Source organism: Elusimicrobiaceae bacterium, from assembly GCA_028700325.1.
In the GTDB taxonomy this organism is placed as follows: Bacteria; Elusimicrobiota; Elusimicrobia; order Elusimicrobiales; family Elusimicrobiaceae; genus JAQVSV01.
The window spans coordinates 1-15,519 of record JAQVSV010000052.1; the positions used below are offsets into that span (position 1 = coordinate 1).

At 56.7% G+C, this 15,519-nt stretch carries 12 protein-coding genes and 1 tRNA gene; 5 read left to right on the forward strand and 8 right to left on the reverse strand.

The features are described from left to right. Positions 1–1,109, reverse strand: a 1,109-nt coding sequence (locus tag PHW69_07280; protein MDD4004990.1) for a hypothetical protein, incomplete at its 3' end; no start/stop codon positions are given. Positions 1,110–1,566: 457 nt separating this feature from the next. Here PHW69_07280 and PHW69_07285 point away from each other — a divergent pair. Continuing rightward, the gene (locus PHW69_07285) at positions 1,567–2,823 is read left to right on the forward strand and encodes a hypothetical protein (GenBank protein MDD4004991.1); all 1,257 of its coding nucleotides are present in this window, start codon (positions 1,567–1,569) and stop codon (positions 2,821–2,823) included. A 50-nt stretch (positions 2,824–2,873) separates the two neighbouring features. On the opposite strand, the gene PHW69_07290 is transcribed toward PHW69_07285, so the two are convergent. Both PHW69_07290 and gdhA read right to left on the reverse strand, forming a co-directional pair. Beyond that, positions 2,874–5,831: a PEP/pyruvate-binding domain-containing protein gene (locus PHW69_07290; GenBank protein MDD4004992.1), complete on the reverse strand. Its 2,958-nt coding sequence runs from the start codon at positions 5,829–5,831 to the stop codon at positions 2,874–2,876. Between the two features lie 70 nt (positions 5,832–5,901). After that, positions 5,902–7,245 (reverse strand): NADP-specific glutamate dehydrogenase, encoded by a 1,344-nt coding sequence (gdhA, locus tag PHW69_07295; protein ID MDD4004993.1) that lies wholly within the window; start codon positions 7,243–7,245, stop codon positions 5,902–5,904. A gap of 192 nt (positions 7,246–7,437) precedes the next feature. On the opposite strand from gdhA, the gene PHW69_07300 reads away from it, so the two are divergent. Beyond that, a tRNA-Ala gene (locus PHW69_07300) sits at positions 7,438–7,513 on the forward strand. A gap of 72 nt (positions 7,514–7,585) precedes the next feature. Here PHW69_07300 and PHW69_07305 read toward each other — a convergent pair. The 5 genes from PHW69_07305 to PHW69_07325 all read right to left on the reverse strand — a co-directional run bounded on the left by PHW69_07305 (position 7,586) and on the right by PHW69_07325 (position 13,244). Next, positions 7,586–7,927 (reverse strand): hypothetical protein, encoded by a 342-nt coding sequence (locus PHW69_07305; protein ID MDD4004994.1) that lies wholly within the window; start codon positions 7,925–7,927, stop codon positions 7,586–7,588. A 197-nt stretch (positions 7,928–8,124) separates the two neighbouring features. Beyond that, entirely contained in the window at positions 8,125–9,396 is a 1,272-nt protein-coding gene (locus PHW69_07310; protein ID MDD4004995.1) for a DUF2141 domain-containing protein, read from the reverse strand. Position 9,397: 1 nt separating this feature from the next. Continuing rightward, the gene (locus tag PHW69_07315; GenBank protein ID MDD4004996.1) at positions 9,398–10,654 is read right to left on the reverse strand and encodes a hypothetical protein; all 1,257 of its coding nucleotides are present in this window, start codon (positions 10,652–10,654) and stop codon (positions 9,398–9,400) included. 8 nt (positions 10,655–10,662) lie between these two features. Then, positions 10,663–11,415, reverse strand: a complete 753-nt coding sequence (locus tag PHW69_07320) for a hypothetical protein (GenBank protein ID MDD4004997.1) — start codon at positions 11,413–11,415, stop codon at positions 10,663–10,665. Then, complete coding sequence (locus PHW69_07325; protein MDD4004998.1) at positions 11,412–13,244, reverse strand: FecR family protein; 1,833 nt, start codon at positions 13,242–13,244, stop codon at positions 11,412–11,414. The genes PHW69_07320 and PHW69_07325 overlap by 4 nt, the downstream gene beginning before the upstream one ends. Before the next feature lie 60 nt (positions 13,245–13,304). Between PHW69_07325 and PHW69_07330 the strand changes: the two genes are divergently transcribed. The 3 genes from PHW69_07330 to PHW69_07340 form a co-directional block, all read left to right on the forward strand. Then, positions 13,305–14,558, forward strand: coding sequence for an MltA domain-containing protein (locus tag PHW69_07330; protein MDD4004999.1), 1,254 nt, complete (start codon positions 13,305–13,307; stop codon positions 14,556–14,558). 72 nt (positions 14,559–14,630) lie between these two features. Next, positions 14,631–14,906 carry a YtxH domain-containing protein gene (locus tag PHW69_07335; protein ID MDD4005000.1) on the forward strand — a complete coding sequence of 92 codons (276 nt, stop codon included), beginning with the start codon at positions 14,631–14,633 and terminating at the stop codon, positions 14,904–14,906. A gap of 148 nt (positions 14,907–15,054) precedes the next feature. After that, positions 15,055–15,519: oligopeptide:H+ symporter (locus PHW69_07340; GenBank protein MDD4005001.1), on the forward strand; the 465-nt coding region annotated here is incomplete at its 3' end.

Consider the following 15,519-nt stretch of genomic DNA (forward strand, 5'->3'; position numbering starts at 1 on the left):
ATTCCCGGCATGCCACCCATCTGCTGCGGCATCTGCATATTCATCGGCGGCGTGGTTTCCGGAATACCGGCAAGAGTTGCCGGCGGGTTTGTAGCGGGAGGCATCATTCCCGGCATGCCGCCCATCTGCTGCGGCATCTGCATATTCATCGGCGGCGTGGTTTCCGGAATCCCGGCAAGAGTTGCCGGCGGGTTTGTAGCGGCAACAGCCGGCGGTATTTGTTCCGGCACATTCATATCTTCAACAGCCGGAACAACTCCCTGCTGGGCATCCTGTCCCGGAAACGACTGTGCCGCAGCAACAGCACCCGGATCATTGAAAAGATCCTGTTGCGGAACTGTCTGCTGTCCAGAAAATACGCCATCCGCACCCGGGCCGGCTTCACCGCCCGTATTGCCGTTCAAAACCGCAATATTACGTTCAATCTGGGACAACGTCATCGGATCCGCAGGCTCAGTCGCTGCAGACGCTATATTGCGGTCAATCTGGGTCAGAGTCATGGGGTCAACAGATGAACCCGATTCCTGCGCGGGCTGCCCCTGAGGCGAGCCGGCGTCCTGAGCACTGGCTCCGCCAGTATCACCGAATAATTGGGCAAAAGGATCCTGCGCAGCACCGCTAGTGGCGGCAGTAACATCCGCCTCCGACATAACGGTGTGCGGTGATGCCGCCGCATCGGGCGGCGACGCAAACAGTTGGGCGAAAGGATCGGCTGCGCCAGCCTGAGCGTTATCGGCGGTTTGCGGCACCGCCTGTTCCGGAGCGTTCTGCGCAAGGTTGAAATCCGGCATCGCTACGTTATCGGCGGTTTGCGGCACCGCCTGTTCCGGAGCGTTCTGCACAAGGTTGAAATCCGGCATCGCTGCGTTATCGGCGGTTTGCGGCACCGCCTGTTCCGGAGCGTTCTGCGCAAGGTTGAAATCCGGCATCGCTGCGTTATCGGCGGTTTGCGGCACCACCTGTTCCTGAGCGTTCTGCGCAAGGTTGAAATCCGGCATCGCTGCGGGTTCGGCGGCAACAGGTTCGGTTTCCGCTACGACGGAAGACATCTCAACAACGGCTTCAGCAGGCGCAGCAGCCGGAACAGACGCATCCGCCTGAGCCGGCACGCCCGCAGCGATATTAAGCGACGAGGCGGGCTTCCAGTCGGGATTCGTGCCGTCAGGCGGAAATTCCGGCGACAGCAAAGTGTCAGGCGTAAAGCCGGGCGCTTCGTGCAGTTTATCCTCGTCAAATGGCCCCGCTACAGCATTATTGATGTATGCCCAATATCTCATTAAAAGCCTCGCAATCCGCCGCGGTGGATATATAATTATAATAATTATATGAATAACCACCTTTCAAATCAACCATATATTTATGAGTAAAACTGACCGTTTTTCAAGGTTTTGCACATTCTCCCATATATTTATTATACTGAAACCGGGTGCGGCGCATATTGCCGCGTTGTAATTGCAGCTGATTCATCGGAAAGGTTTGGGAGGGCTCATGCCTGAAACCACAATACTATGTATTGCCTCCGGTACGGAAAAACTGTTTTTCCGGGCCGAAATGGTAGCTAAACAAATGCTCGCTGCCGACGGGCATGTTGTAAACACTGAAGGAACCCTGCCTGACGGGCAGATAACCGAATACCACGCTTCAACCATAGCTTCCAAATTTATATCCAGCACCAGGCTCAACGGAAAAACGGTCATGACGGACTGCGCGACCGGCGCGATCCTGTCAGAAGAGAATTTCCAGAACGGGCTGCTGCACGGCTGCCGCACGCTTTTTTATCCAGACGCGAAACCGCGTTGCGTTGAGAATTACAAACACGGCAAACTGGACGGGTCAGTGAAAACCTATTATCCGTCCGGCACGCTCCGCTTCGAGGACATGTACAGCAACGGCGAATTCATCTCGCGTTCCGAAACGCCTGACGGGCCGGCTCAACCAGTCAAACCGGCCGATTCCTCAGCCGGAACGCCCGCACCGCAGCCTGCACCCGAAGCGGCGGAAGAACAGCCTGCCGCACCGCCGGTTGAAACTTCAGAACCGGCGGACCAGGCCGCCGTCACCAAGTCCGAACCGGCATCCGCTCAGCCGGAGCTGGTGCGAAAAACGGAAAACAACGCCCGAATTTACTACCTCGGCGACAAGGAAATCGCCCGTGAAATCCTTTCTCCGGCCGGCGACATTATAGACCGCGGCGGTGAAATTCCCGATTGCATCGTGAATGAATTTTATCCCAGCGGCAAACCCAAGGTGTCGGAAAGCTACCGCAACGGCACCCTCAACGGGCCGCGGATCAAATACGACGAGCTGGGCCGGGTCTGGGCCGAGGAAACTTATCTCGACGGCACGCTCAACGGGCTGGTAAAAATCCACAACTACTTCAAAGACAAGGTTTTCGAGGAAGAAGCCTCTTTCAAAAACAACAAGCTCGACGGAATGAGAAAATCCTATTATCCCAACGGACATATCAGCGTGGCGGAAACATACAAGGACGGCCTGCTGGACGGCATTCGCAAGTCCTATTACGAAAACAGCCGTCTGAACACCGAAGAAATGTATGAGCACGACCGGCTGAACGGACCGCGCAAGCGCTACTATGATAACGGCCAGTTATGGAACGAGGAACTCTACGAAAACGGCCAGCTTAACGGCCGCCGGACCGACTATTATATAAGCGGGCAGGTGCGCCTGGTCGAAAACTATAAAGCCGGCAAACTGGAAGGCGACCGGATATTCTATTATGAAAACGGCAAGCCGATGTACGAGGAAACCTACACTTCAGGCAAGCTGATGAACCGCAAGGAATTCCGAAAAAGAGCCATATGACTCTTTTCAGGCCCGGAAGCGCGCTGCCATAGGCAGCGCGCTTTTTTTGATTAAACGGACTGGCAGCTTTCCGCTACGGCAGCCGGTTTCAGCATAACCCCTTCGCCTGTTTTGGAATTTATGCGGATATCCAGCGGACTGGCCAGCCGCACATGCCGGATCAGTTCCGTTTCATGTTCGGCGGGCAGGGAATCCAGCCAGCTCCAGTCAACCGGATTGTCATGATAATCCAGTATGAAATACCCCACGCCCAGCGCGATCACATTGTGCAGGAAATGACTCCCGTAAGACGGATCCACCAAAAACCCCGGCAAAGAAGTTTCCAGTATCAGCCTGGCGCTGGAAATCTGGCTCCAGTGCACAGGCACACCCAGCCACGAATCGGATGAACCCCAGCGGCCCGGCCCCAGCAGGGCATACAATCTGCCCTGATGCCGCAGTTCGTCGTTCAGCCGCGCTATCTGGACGGCTATGGTTTTCGTGGTTGCTGAATCAAAAGCCTGCGGCCTCACATATACGGCGTCACGCAGATCTTTTATATAACCGTGCCCAAGGCTCTTGGGACTTCGGCAGATCACCCGATCCGCCTCGAAATCATCCAGCTGAACGCGCTCGTTGCGGTCCATGCCGGTCATCGGACGGATCTGAAGTATGTGGAAAATGCCTGTTTCCAGCTCAACGGCAAACTCCATCTCCACATCGCAGCCCATCGCCTCTTTGCCTAGCGGCAACAGAAAATTTATCACTTCCACCAGCGGGAAAGTCCCGGATTCCAGCACCGGCGCGAAAGTTATCACACGCGGGCCCGGCCGGCTCATGCCTTCGTAAAAACGGTCATTGTCGGAAGAATAGGTGGACGCAACCGGCGCCAGCGTGCCGTGCCGCTCTGCATCCGCCAGAGAAAGCGTGACGATATTCTCGCCCGATTCCGGGTTCCGCGCGCCTTTGCCCGTCATATCCAGCGCAAGGATCTGCTGCTGGGAATGGGAGAAATACGCCTTGGTGTTGGCAAACTGGAAAATACGGGCCGGGTGTTTGGGCGAAAACCGCAAAGACTGGCGGCCGTCCACCACCGTTATGCCCAGCCCCACCGCCACGTTCACGTTGCCGTCTTCCGGTTTCACGGGCGGCAGCGGATAGAAATTATGGGACTGCGCCACCCCGGAAAAAGACGGATAATACACGTCCTCGTACCGGTGTCCCGAAATCTGCTGGATGACGACCGCCATCTTTTCCTCGTCAAGCAGATGCGAGGTGCGCCCCAGATAGTTGCGCGCCGCCATTGAATAGGTGGACGCATATACCAGTTTCACCGCCCGGGAAAGCTGTTCATACCTTGTGTTCGGATCGGGGTTGGAATTGGGCAGCATGTACGTTTCATAAATTCCCGCGAACGGATAAGTCTGCGAATCTTCCATCACGGACGAAGAACGCACCACCAGCGGCCGCCCGACCCGCTCCACTATCACTTTAAGCGCGCCGCGCACTTTTTCCGGCAGCTCCGCCCGCACGAACGCCTCGCGCAGGCGAGCGTCGTCTTGAGTGTCGCGCACCAGACGGTCAAACCCGTTATCCGCCATAAACGCGTCGAACATATCGGTGGCGATCACGACGGTTTTAGGCACCGACATATGAACACCCGGTATGCTGTCGGAAAAATCATGTTTTCGCATCAGGGAATTGAAAAAGGCCAGACCGCGCGCCTTGCCGCCCAAAGAGCCGGTCCCCACCTTGGCGAACGGCACGCTTCCGCTGTAATATTCCGGCGAGAAATCCACTATCACGCCTTTTTTCGATTTGACAAGAAAATTGCCTATGGTTTGCACCAGATACCGCCGCAGTTCCGCAGGCGACGGGAAATCCTGCACCCGGGCCGGCCGGATCTGGTGCGCCAGCTCGAATTCCGTGCGCGCCATCAGCCACTTGGAAAAATGGTTGTGGGAAGCGTGGTAGATGACAGATTCCTCCGGCACCGTCTTAAGCGCGTCAAGCAGGCTGTGCATGTCGCCCACTCTGGCCAGATAGGTTCTGTCGGGCAATGAAAACACGAAATCCCCGAACCCGAAATTGTTTTTTATGAAATGGCGCAGTTCCTCCAGCATATCCGGAGAATTCTTGTTAAGGAAGGCCGCTTCGAGCATGCGGGCTTTTTCCGCCATCCCGCCGTCGCTGCTCTGCAGCAGCACCGGCACATCCGCGCGGTCGGCTTTGGCCATCGCGGTGAACTTCAGGCCCGCGGCCGGATCAGGCTGCCCGCCGAGCGGAAACTGCACGTCGGAGATTATCCCCAGGATATTGCTGCGGTATTTATTGTAAAGGGCAAGCGCTTCCTCGTAGGTATTGGCGAAAAGGATTTTGGGCCGCGCGCGCATCCGCATGAGCTTGTGCATCGTGTTGACGCCTTCGCTCATCAGCTTTTGCGTCTGCGCCATTATTTCCGTGTAAACCAAAGGCAGATAGGCGGAATAAAACCGCACGGAATCCTCAACAAGCAGAACCACCTGCACGCCGGCCACTTCGATATCATGGTCAACGTTGCGGCGATCCTCTATAAGCTTGATGATGGCGATCAGTATTTTTGCGTCGCCGTTCCACAGGAAAATATAGTCTACGGGGGAATTGCTGTCGTTGGGAATCCCGTCTATGTCTATCAGGCTGTAGCCCAGCAGCACGACGGGCAGTTCGGGCCTTATCGCTTTGGCGGCCGTCGCGAACGACATGACATCCATGCCCCCCACCCGCAGCATGGTAAGCACCATGTCGAAACTTTCACCGCGCAGCTTTTCCAGCGCTTCGGCGGCGGTGGTCACCCGCACCACGCGCGGCGACCAGCGCAGGCTCAAATCCAGATACTCGCTGAAAATTATTTCCGTAAGCCGGCTGTCCTCCGCTATCACGGAGGAATCATAAGGGCTGGAAACCAGCAGAATTTTGAGCACCCGGTGAATCATCAGGGAGTCAAACCCTCCGGAACTGACTTCGTTGTCGAACAAACTGGAGTGGTTCAATCTTCCTCCCGGCTTCTCAAATTTTTCCGCGTATGTTTCCAGCCCTTATTTACAGCTAAACCGCTTCTGTTTACACAAGGCCCTGGTCAAGCATCGCGTCGGCCACTTTCAGGAAGCCCGCGATATTCGCGCCCATGACATAGTTGCCGGGATCGCCGTATTCGGTCGAAGCGTCGAGGCAGCTCTTGTGGATATTCTTCATGATCTGGTTAAGCCGCGCGTCAACTTCCTCGCGGGTCCAGGAAAGCCGGAGGCTGTTCTGGCTCATTTCCAGGCCGGACACGCCCACGCCGCCGGCGTTGGAAGCCTTGCCGGGCGAGAACAGCACTTTCGCCTTCTGCAGCGCTTCAATGCCTTCCGGAGTGGTTGACATGTTCGAACCTTCAGCCACGCAGAAACAGCCGTTATTGATGAGCATCTTCGCGTCTTCGCCGGTCAGCTCGTTCTCGCAGGCGGTCGGCAAAGCCACGTCGCACTTGACATGCCAGGCTTTCTTGCCGGTCAGATACTGCGCGCGCGGATACTTCTCCGCATACTTGGCAAGGCTCTGGCGGCGTTTGAACACCAGCTCTTTGGTGAATTCGACTTTCTCCTCGTTGATGCCGTCGAGATCCACAATCGAGCCGTCATAATCGGTCATCCCTACAACTTTTCCGCCCAGCTGGTTGATCTTCTCGATCGCGTGCACGCCCACGTTGCCGGCGCCGGAAATCAGGCAGGTCTTGCCTTTGAAACTCTCCCCTCTGGTGGCGAGCATTTCCTGCGCGAAGTACACCAGACCGTACCCGGTCGCCGCGGGGCGGACAAGGCTGCCGCCCCAGTTAAGGCCCTTGCCCGTAAGCACGCCTTCAAACCGGTTATGGAGTTTTTTATACTGGCCGAACAGGTAGCCGATTTCGCGGCCGCCCACTCCGATATCGCCGGCCGGAACATCCGTATTCGGGCCGATGTACCGGAAAAGCTCGCTCATGAAAGACTGGCAGAAGCGCATCACTTCAGCATCGGACTTGCCCCTTGGGTTGAAATCCGAACCGCCTTTTCCGCCGCCCATAGGCAGGCCGGTAAGGCTGTTTTTGAAAATCTGTTCGAAACCGAGAAATTTAAGAATGCTCAGATTGACGCTGGGATGAAACCGGAGCCCGCCCTTGTAGGGTCCGATGGCGCTGTTGAACTGCACGCGATAGCCGCGGTTGATCTGGATTTCGCCGCTGTCGTCAACCCACGGAACGCGGAACGAGATAGCCCGTTCGGGTTCCACAAGCCGTTCGATGATTTTCGCTTTCCGGTATTCGGGGTGCTTGTCGTACACCGGCATAAGGGAACAGATAACTTCTTCCGCCGCCTGAAGGAATTCCTTTTCTCCGGGATTCTTGGCAGCGAGATTGTCCATAATGCGTTTTGCATTTTCGTTCATAGGTTGTAACCTCTCCACGATTATTGGTGTTGACCACCAATGTTACCTAGAGGATATTCCATTAGGCCGGGGCTTGTCAAGCGCGCAAATCTATATGCGTCCGCACGCGCGGAGAACCGCGCCGGCAGCGTTGCCGCGCCGCGATAAAATATTTCCAATCGGCGGAAAAGTTTGTATAATAAGATCTGTCAAGGGCCTGTAGCTCAGCTGGGAGAGCGCTTGCATGGCATGCAAGAGGTCAGGGGTTCGATCCCCCTCAGGTCCACCAGTTTTTCAAACCCACTCGCAGGAGTGGGTTTTTTATTTGCGAGCCGGAAGCGGTCTGAAGCCGGGCACAGCGTTACCGGACGGGAAAACCGATGTCGTCCCCCGTGCCGAACCGCCGGTCAGGCCCGGCCGAGGTAAGCCGGAAGTCCGCGCCCCGTTCAGCCACTCTGTCCGACGGGACAATGTCGAGCCCAGGCGGCACGCCCCACGGGTCCAGCCCGAGAGTCCTGTCCTGAACAAAAGAGAACAGCGCCGCGGAATCGGGATAAACACCATATTGCGACTTGTACAAATCGGCGGCGAAGGCCAGCCGCCTCAGGCGTCGCACCGCCTCCGCGCGCGCGGAGTCGTTTCCGGCTGTCAGGCCGGCGCAGCCGCACAGACAAACCAGCAGACAAAACGGAATTATTTTCATGCCGCCACCCCGCTTTATTGTTTTCCAGACAGCCGGTCACTCCTCCCGGCCGCAAACGCGCCGCCGCGGCGGGCGTTATGCCGCCTGCCGAGAACCGCATTTTTCCCCGCCTGATGATCCGGCCTGTCGCGCTTTCAGCCCTGGCCGCTGAAAAAAGGCGCGCCGCACGGCGCGCCTTGTCCATTCTGAAAAACCTGTCAGCGCAAATGGATGCTGAGAGTCCGGGCGTCTTTGTCAAACGCGAACTCCGCATCTTCGTAAGAAGGCGCTGACCCCATGAATCCGGACACGTTCCGTGAAAAACCGCGCGGCTCGGATGCCCGGCCGAAGATATTTCTGTTAAGCCTGCCGTTACCGTCTTTGTCCTGATAAACGGAAGCGGCATACCGGCCGAACGGCAGATCCCTGAAAACCGCAACAGCCTGCCCGGAGTGGATAAAAGCTATGGCAAAAGCCGCCGCGCGTCCGCCGTCCGCCGGAAACCCCTCGCCCGATTTAAACAGCGCGGCCATTATCACGCCGGCGTCGCCGTCCGCGCCGTCAATTTTGAGAATCAGGTCGCCGCCTTTGCCCGGCTCCATGATCCCGGCCTGGCGGCGCGGATGCTTAAGATCGTAGCGCATGTCGGCCGACATGGCGAGATTATCGTCCTCCAGATCGAAAACCGCGCTGTTAAACAGAACCGGCGCGTAGTCGTGCAGCGCGTCGCCGGACACGGCTGTACCTTCCGCGGGAAACCCGCGGTCCATATCCAGCCGGCCGTTGGCGTTAAGATCGTGAAACCCGATCACAGCATACTGCCCGTACGGCACGTCTTTAAACGCCACTGCCGCGCGCCGGTTCTTTATTCGGGAATAGGAAAACATCGCCGCGTTTTTAAACTCATAAGGAAACCCTTCGCCCGCAGCATACAACGCGACAAGCGCCAGCCCCTGATTGGAGGAAAATCCGTCAAGCGTAACATTGATATTGCCGGTTTCGCGCCCGGCCCGGACAGCGGGGAAATTGCGCCTTGAGGCCAAAAGACCATATCTGATCACGGTATCGAGCGACACGTCGGGCCGGTTAACCTTGAACGCCGCGTATTCAAAATCCGGCGGCCCGAATTCCGGCACCGCGTTATTGGACGCGCCGAACCCTTCCACAAACATGGTGCCGGCCATTTCTATCACGTTATCAGCGTTTTCATCGTGGCACAGCGCAACCGCGTACCGGCCGTAGGGCACATCCGCAAAAACCAGTTTCGCGCCGCCGTTATCTATGCGGGAAAACGCCCGGCGAAACGCTCCGGAAAATCCGGCCGGGAAGCCCTGCGCCGAATCAAACAGCGCGGCCACTACCTGCCCGCGGTCATTTCGCAGGCCATGCACCGCAATGCTGACCGTGCCGGTTTCTTTCGCGGCGTCAAGTCCGAACCCGGCGCCGTGCGCAAGCGCCGCAATAAACAAGGAAAACAATATCTTTTTCACATCAGTACCTTATATTATAGGCAAGCCCGAAAGTATGGCCCGTGTAATTGTAAGGCAGATACTTTTCGAAGGTGTTGTTTGATTCCGCGATGGTGAAAGTGTAAGAAAGCCGCATATCCGCGATCTCGTTCAAATGCTTGCGGAACCCGACGGACAGGCGGGTGATAAGATTTTTCTGCCTGTCGCCGGACTTATAGTTGTTTTCGGAATCGCGCGCCAGCCGCGCCACATAATCCCGGCGGATAAGCTCCAGCCCGCCGCTGACCGCCCACCGGGCGTCCGCGCCAAGATTGAGGTCAAGCGGAATCCGCAGAGCCAGTTCGTTATAGCTGTAGTTGTCATTCATGAAAGTGACATCCGCGGACGGGTCGGTAATGTCGGTAATCGTGGCTCCGAAATACTTGTAACGCAAAAAATTCTGGTTGGAACGGTAGATGTTGTACTCGATATTGGGGTAAAACTCGAACAGGCCCCAGGAAGTGTTAAGCCCGAAATCAATGGCGGTGGCGGTATCGCGCTGCCTGGAATTGCCGTAAAGGCCCGTATCCTCCACGACAGTCTGGTTGGTGTAATCCATCACGGAGCGGGAAACACCCAGCGTCATGCTGTTCCAGTTCGAACGCAGAGAAAGCTGGCTCATGTTCTGGTTCTGCAGCCCGCCCGACAGCTCGGACGCGGAGCCGGCGTTCTGGAATTCGCGCAACAGGTCGGTATAATTCGGAAATTCAACCGCGCGAACCAGATACTTGGCAGTCAGCACCCCGCTTTTTCCGGAGAGCTCGTAAAGCCAGTCGGCGGCGAGATTCCAGCCGTCGGAATTGGTATTGTAAAGCCCGCTGTCCCACGCTTCGTTCGCGCCAGTCTTGCGTTTGCCGATGGTTTTGGCCACTCCGGGCCGCACCCGGAACTCGCCCAGCTTGAGCCGGTATTCCAGATTGATGTAATGGCTGAGGCTGCGATCCTCAAACTGGTTGCTGTCCTGCGGATAGAACGACGGACCCATATATCTGAAATTGTAAAGCGCGAACAGGGAATTGCTCTCGTTGATATTGCCGAGCAGGCCCAGATCGGCGTTCATCTGCCCGCCGCTGAAAAAATTGCCCTGCGAAGGCATGTTGAGCATTTCCGCCAGCGACATGTTAAAATATGGCGTAACCGCCTTGGTCTGTTCGGCCGTAGCGGCGAACGAACCGGCGGAGGCGCCCGCCATCAGCAACGCCGCAATCAACGCAATTTTACCGCCGTGTTTCACGTTCATAGGCTCCGCTAGAAATTGACATGAAAATTCCAGACGGGATGGATTACCAGCACCCCTTCAGGATAGATATTGAAACCCAGCTCGAAATATTTGCCGTACCAGCTTACCTTAGCGGCCAGAATCTCCTGCGTAAGCCCGTAATTGAACTGCATGGTCCACCAGTTGTCAAGCCCGGTGGGACATTCGATGCCAGCCACAAGAAAATTATCGTTAAGGTTGGAATGAAAACTGGAAACTTCCGTGCCCATTATATCAACCGCTTTTTTCATATCGAGATTGGCGGTAAGGCTGGCGTATTTCCAGCCGCCGAACACGCGCACCCGGGGGCTTACGCTGCTGGCCAGCATAAGGCCCATGTAATGCCCGTAAAACCTGGCGTCGTTGATATCGTCGCTCTGGTTAACCGCCATCTGCGCCCACATCATCTGCCAGTAGCCACCGTACACATCCAGCTGCGGCAGCCCGGGATACAGCCGCCCTTCGGGATGCAGGCGCAGCTTGCCGGACAGATTGCCGTACCCCATCGGCACCGCCGACGGAAACAGCCCCACCTGAAACCCCATCGTCTTGCCGGGCAATACGGGCGTTGTCGCTTCCAGATCCTGCTGGAAATCGTAAAAGAAAGCCGAGGGATTGGCGATTATTTCCGACACTATCTCGCTTCCTTTCGCCTCCCAGTCAATTCCCGCCAGCGCCGCGGGCGCGGCGCACAGAAACAAAGCGAGAACCGCCGTGAAACGCCGCTTGCGCCGCAGGCTCATTCGGAAGACCCCTTTTTGGTATTGAGTTTGAGGAACGCCGGCAGCAGTTTCGAGGTGGCCTGATAAGCGATATCGGGAATGGCCACTATGTCAATATTCTTGCGCATGGAGTTTACCGAAATGCCGGAAAAAGTGGCGGTTAAATCCCCGTTGGCGGAATTGTCCACCCGGCCGCCGTTGTCCTTTTTTATGAACAGCTGAGCCTGCCCGGCGGTGTTGGCCACAAGCGACGGGATGTTGCTGATATCGCTTGTAAAATCGCTTACGCTACGGACGCGCCCGCTGTTCGTTATCACATAAATGTTTGTCGCCAGCCAGATTTTATTGGCGCTGACTCCGCAGTTTGCGCCCACGCAGTAAGGCGTGGCCGCGGATTCCATCATGAATTTGTCGGAATCGAAATTGACGTACTGCCGGGTATCCCGGTTTGAAGGATTGAGAAAATTCCAGCCGCCGTCCGCGTCGGGCCGCTGGGCCCAGGCCAGCCCGGAAACAGTCGAGCCGGACAGGTTCTGCACCGACCCGTCGCTCAGCGCGCTGACCACCCGCCCCTGCGCCAGGGCATTGTAGCCCGTGTTATCCACCGTGCCGAAATAAATTTTTCCGTAGTCGGTCATTTCGTCGCTCGCGGCCGGATCGGCCAGCTGTTTGTTGTCCGCCAGCAGCGCGGTTACGAAAAAGGATCCCGCCGTGGTCTGGTTGGCCGCCACGACATTCAGATGATCCACCCGGACAGTGTTGTTTGTGAAAAACGAAGCCCAGTTATTGATGCTCTGCGGCAGGGCGGAATTGAACCGGATAAGTGTCTGGAAAGAGTCGAGCCTGTTGGCGATATCGGAACCGTAATAGCTGAATCTGCCCGCTGACGACGTGTAATCCGGGCGTTTCACCAGATTGATTATCTGGATACTGCTGTCGTCAGGGCGCAGCATACGCTGGTCCACCCGGACCAGATTGCCGTTCACGTCGCGCAGAGTGCGTCCGGCTTCAAGGTCGGCCTCCATCACCTGCTTGGTAAGCGTGTCAATATTGCTCTGGGTTCTGTCCGTGTCCGCCACGAACCGCCGGATATCCATCCGGTATCCTTCCTTGGAAACCAGCATGTCCAGCCGCTGGCGCGGCGAAAGTCCCGGCGACCAGTCCTGCACGCCTTCCACCTCCTGATCCCGGGTAAGCAGCGAGTCCGTTCCGATGAACACCGTACCGCTGCGGCGGCCTTCGTCGCCCCTGGCGGGCCGGCGGGCGGCGGACCGATCCTGATCCCGGTCCCGGCGGACAATGTTATACCGCACGCCCTGGTTAATCTGCACCTCGGATTGCCCGTATTCGGGCGGCACGGTATACCTCAGGTCAACCTGCCCGTACAGCACATCCACGTTCAGATCGCCGGCCTCCACGGCGGACACGACAAATTCCGTGCCGCGCACGGCGCAGACCGCCGCGTCGGTCCGCACTATAAAACGCTCTTTCCATTTAAGATGCGGCACCCGCACCTTGATTTTGCCCGCCAGAAGCGCGATATCGCTTACCAGATTTTTACGAGCCGCCACTTCGAGAGTGCTGTTTTCGCGCAGCCAGATTTTGGTTTTATTGGAAAAGAACAGCTCCGCCTGCCCGTCCGCGCCGGTGCGGACAAGGCAGCCTTCCGGCAGGATATCGCCCTGTCTGGCCGGATTCCAGACCGCTTTTCGGCTGGCCCGTGTTTCCACCGTGCCGGACAGATCCGCCAGCACGGCGCTGTCGCTCTCTTCTTCGGCCAGAACGGGCGCGCCCGCCGCAAACATGACGCCTGCCGCGAAAACGGCGAAAAAAATCCGGGTTTTTTTCATATAGTCTATTCTAACGGCTGTGGAGTATTGTGTCAATAAGGTTAAAATGTGATAATAGTCATGATGCCATTCAGAATTTCCGGACAGCCGTTACGACTGCTTCCGCCGCTTGCGGCGGTATCCGTGCTGCTGTTTTCGGCAGGCTGCGTGACTTTCAAGAAACCGCCGGAAACGGACAGCAACAATTTCGCGCGCGTACTGCCGGCCGATTATCCCGATTTCGGAGATCTGGACAACCGGCAGGCACTCGTGTCCGCCGCGCGCGAAAGTCTGGAGTATCTGGACTGGAAAAACGCCAAAAACCCCAAAACGCTCTATACGGTAGGCGACCGGCAGATAACGGGCTTCATGCTGGCGGACACGATCCGCGCGTTCATTGACGTCTATCAGCAGGCCGCCACGCCGGAAGACCTGCGCCGCACGATAGCGGAGAAATTCGATCTGTACAGAGCCATCGGCTCCGACGGCAAGGGCGCGGTCACTTTCAGCGCGTATTATGAACCGATTTACAGCGCCAGCCGGGTTAAAACCGGCGACTATATCTATCCCATATACCGCAAACCGTCCGACTTGATCGAAGTGGATCTGGAACGGTTCGACGAAAGCCTCAAATCAAGAAAAATAAGCGGCCGGGTGGAGGACGGGAAACTGGTGCCGTACGCGGATCGGGAAACCATAGATCTGGGGCATCTGCTCGCCGGCAAGAATCTGGAAATAGCGTGGTTTAAAAGCAAAATCGAAATCATGGATCTGCATATCGAGGGCTCGGCGCGGCTCAACCTGCCCGACGGCACGCAGGTGCGCGCGCATTATTCCGGCACAAACGCGCTGGAATTCAAAGGCTGGATCACCACGCTGGTAAAAACCGGCGTGTTTGACAAGCAGACGGTAACCCGCGAAAAAGCCGAAAAATATCTGGCCGACCACCCGGAGATAAAAGACTGGATACTGGCCAGCAACAAACGCTACACGTTTTTCACGCTTGACCGGATAAACGACCCCGCGCAAGGCCCCTCCGGCTCGATAGACCGGCCGCTGGTGGCCGAACGGTCAATCGCGGTGGACCCGAAATACTTTCCGCTCGGCGCGCTGGTGCTTGTCCAGACCGCCATGCCGGAACTGAACGACAGGAACCAGCTGCTCGGTTACGCCAGAAAAACAAGAATTGTGCTTTGCCAGGACACCGGCGGCGCGATCAAAGGGCCGGGCCGGGTGGATTATTTTGCCGGCACAGGCTCGAAAGCCGGCACCTTCGCCAGCAACATGTGGAGCACTGGCGAAGTGTATCTGCCGGTGCTGAAGTTCCGGCCCTGACGCGTGCCGGACGGCGGAATAGCAGTTCAACGGTTTTAAAATAAAAATGCTTGGATTCATCAAGGAGAAATTATGAGAGATGACAAGGGTTCGGTATTGACGGCGTTCATTCTTGGCGGCATTATCGGCGCGGTGGCGGGACTGCTGCTGGCTCCCAAATCCGGCAAGGAAACCCGTGAGGATGTGTGCGACTGGATGGACGACGCCGTAACCAAAAGCAAGGACACCATCGAAGTAGTCGGCGAAAATATCCGCGAAGGCGTGCACACCGGCAAAGCGCGCCTGAACAAAGCGTTCGGCAAGACTCACCCCGAAGCCGACGTGGACAAAGTGGAAGGAACGCTGTAAAACCGGGAACACCACACACGGCTTCAACAGCCCGAGCAGCCGGCGGAGCTGTGTTTTGCGTTGCGGCCTGAAGAAACTGTCAGCAAAAAGGCTGGATTTTTGCTATTCTATATTCAAATTCATGATTCAAAAGGATTGTTAGCGCTCTATGAGCAACATCTACAAACTAAACCATCCGCATCATGTGGAACATAAACACCCGAAAGGATTATATCTTCTGTTCATGGTGGAAATGTGGGAACGCTTCAGCTATTACGGGATGCGCGCCCTGCTGTTTCTGTACATGACCAAATTTCTTATGTTCTCCACGGAAAAAGCCGGCAGCATTTACGGTTATTACACCGGGCTGGTATATTTCACTCCGCTTATCGGCGGTTACCTGGCTGACCGGTATCTGGGCCAGCGCAAATGCATTGTGATCGGCGCGATTCTCATGGCGTGCGGCGAATTCTGCCTGACCGCCAATTCGCTGTCGTTTTTCTATCTCGCTTTGGGGCTGCTGATCATCGGAAACGGGTTCTTCAAGCCCAACATCTCCACCATAGTGGGCCAGCTGTATGCGCCTGACGATCCGCGCCGCGACGGCGCGTTCACCATTTTCTACATGGGCATC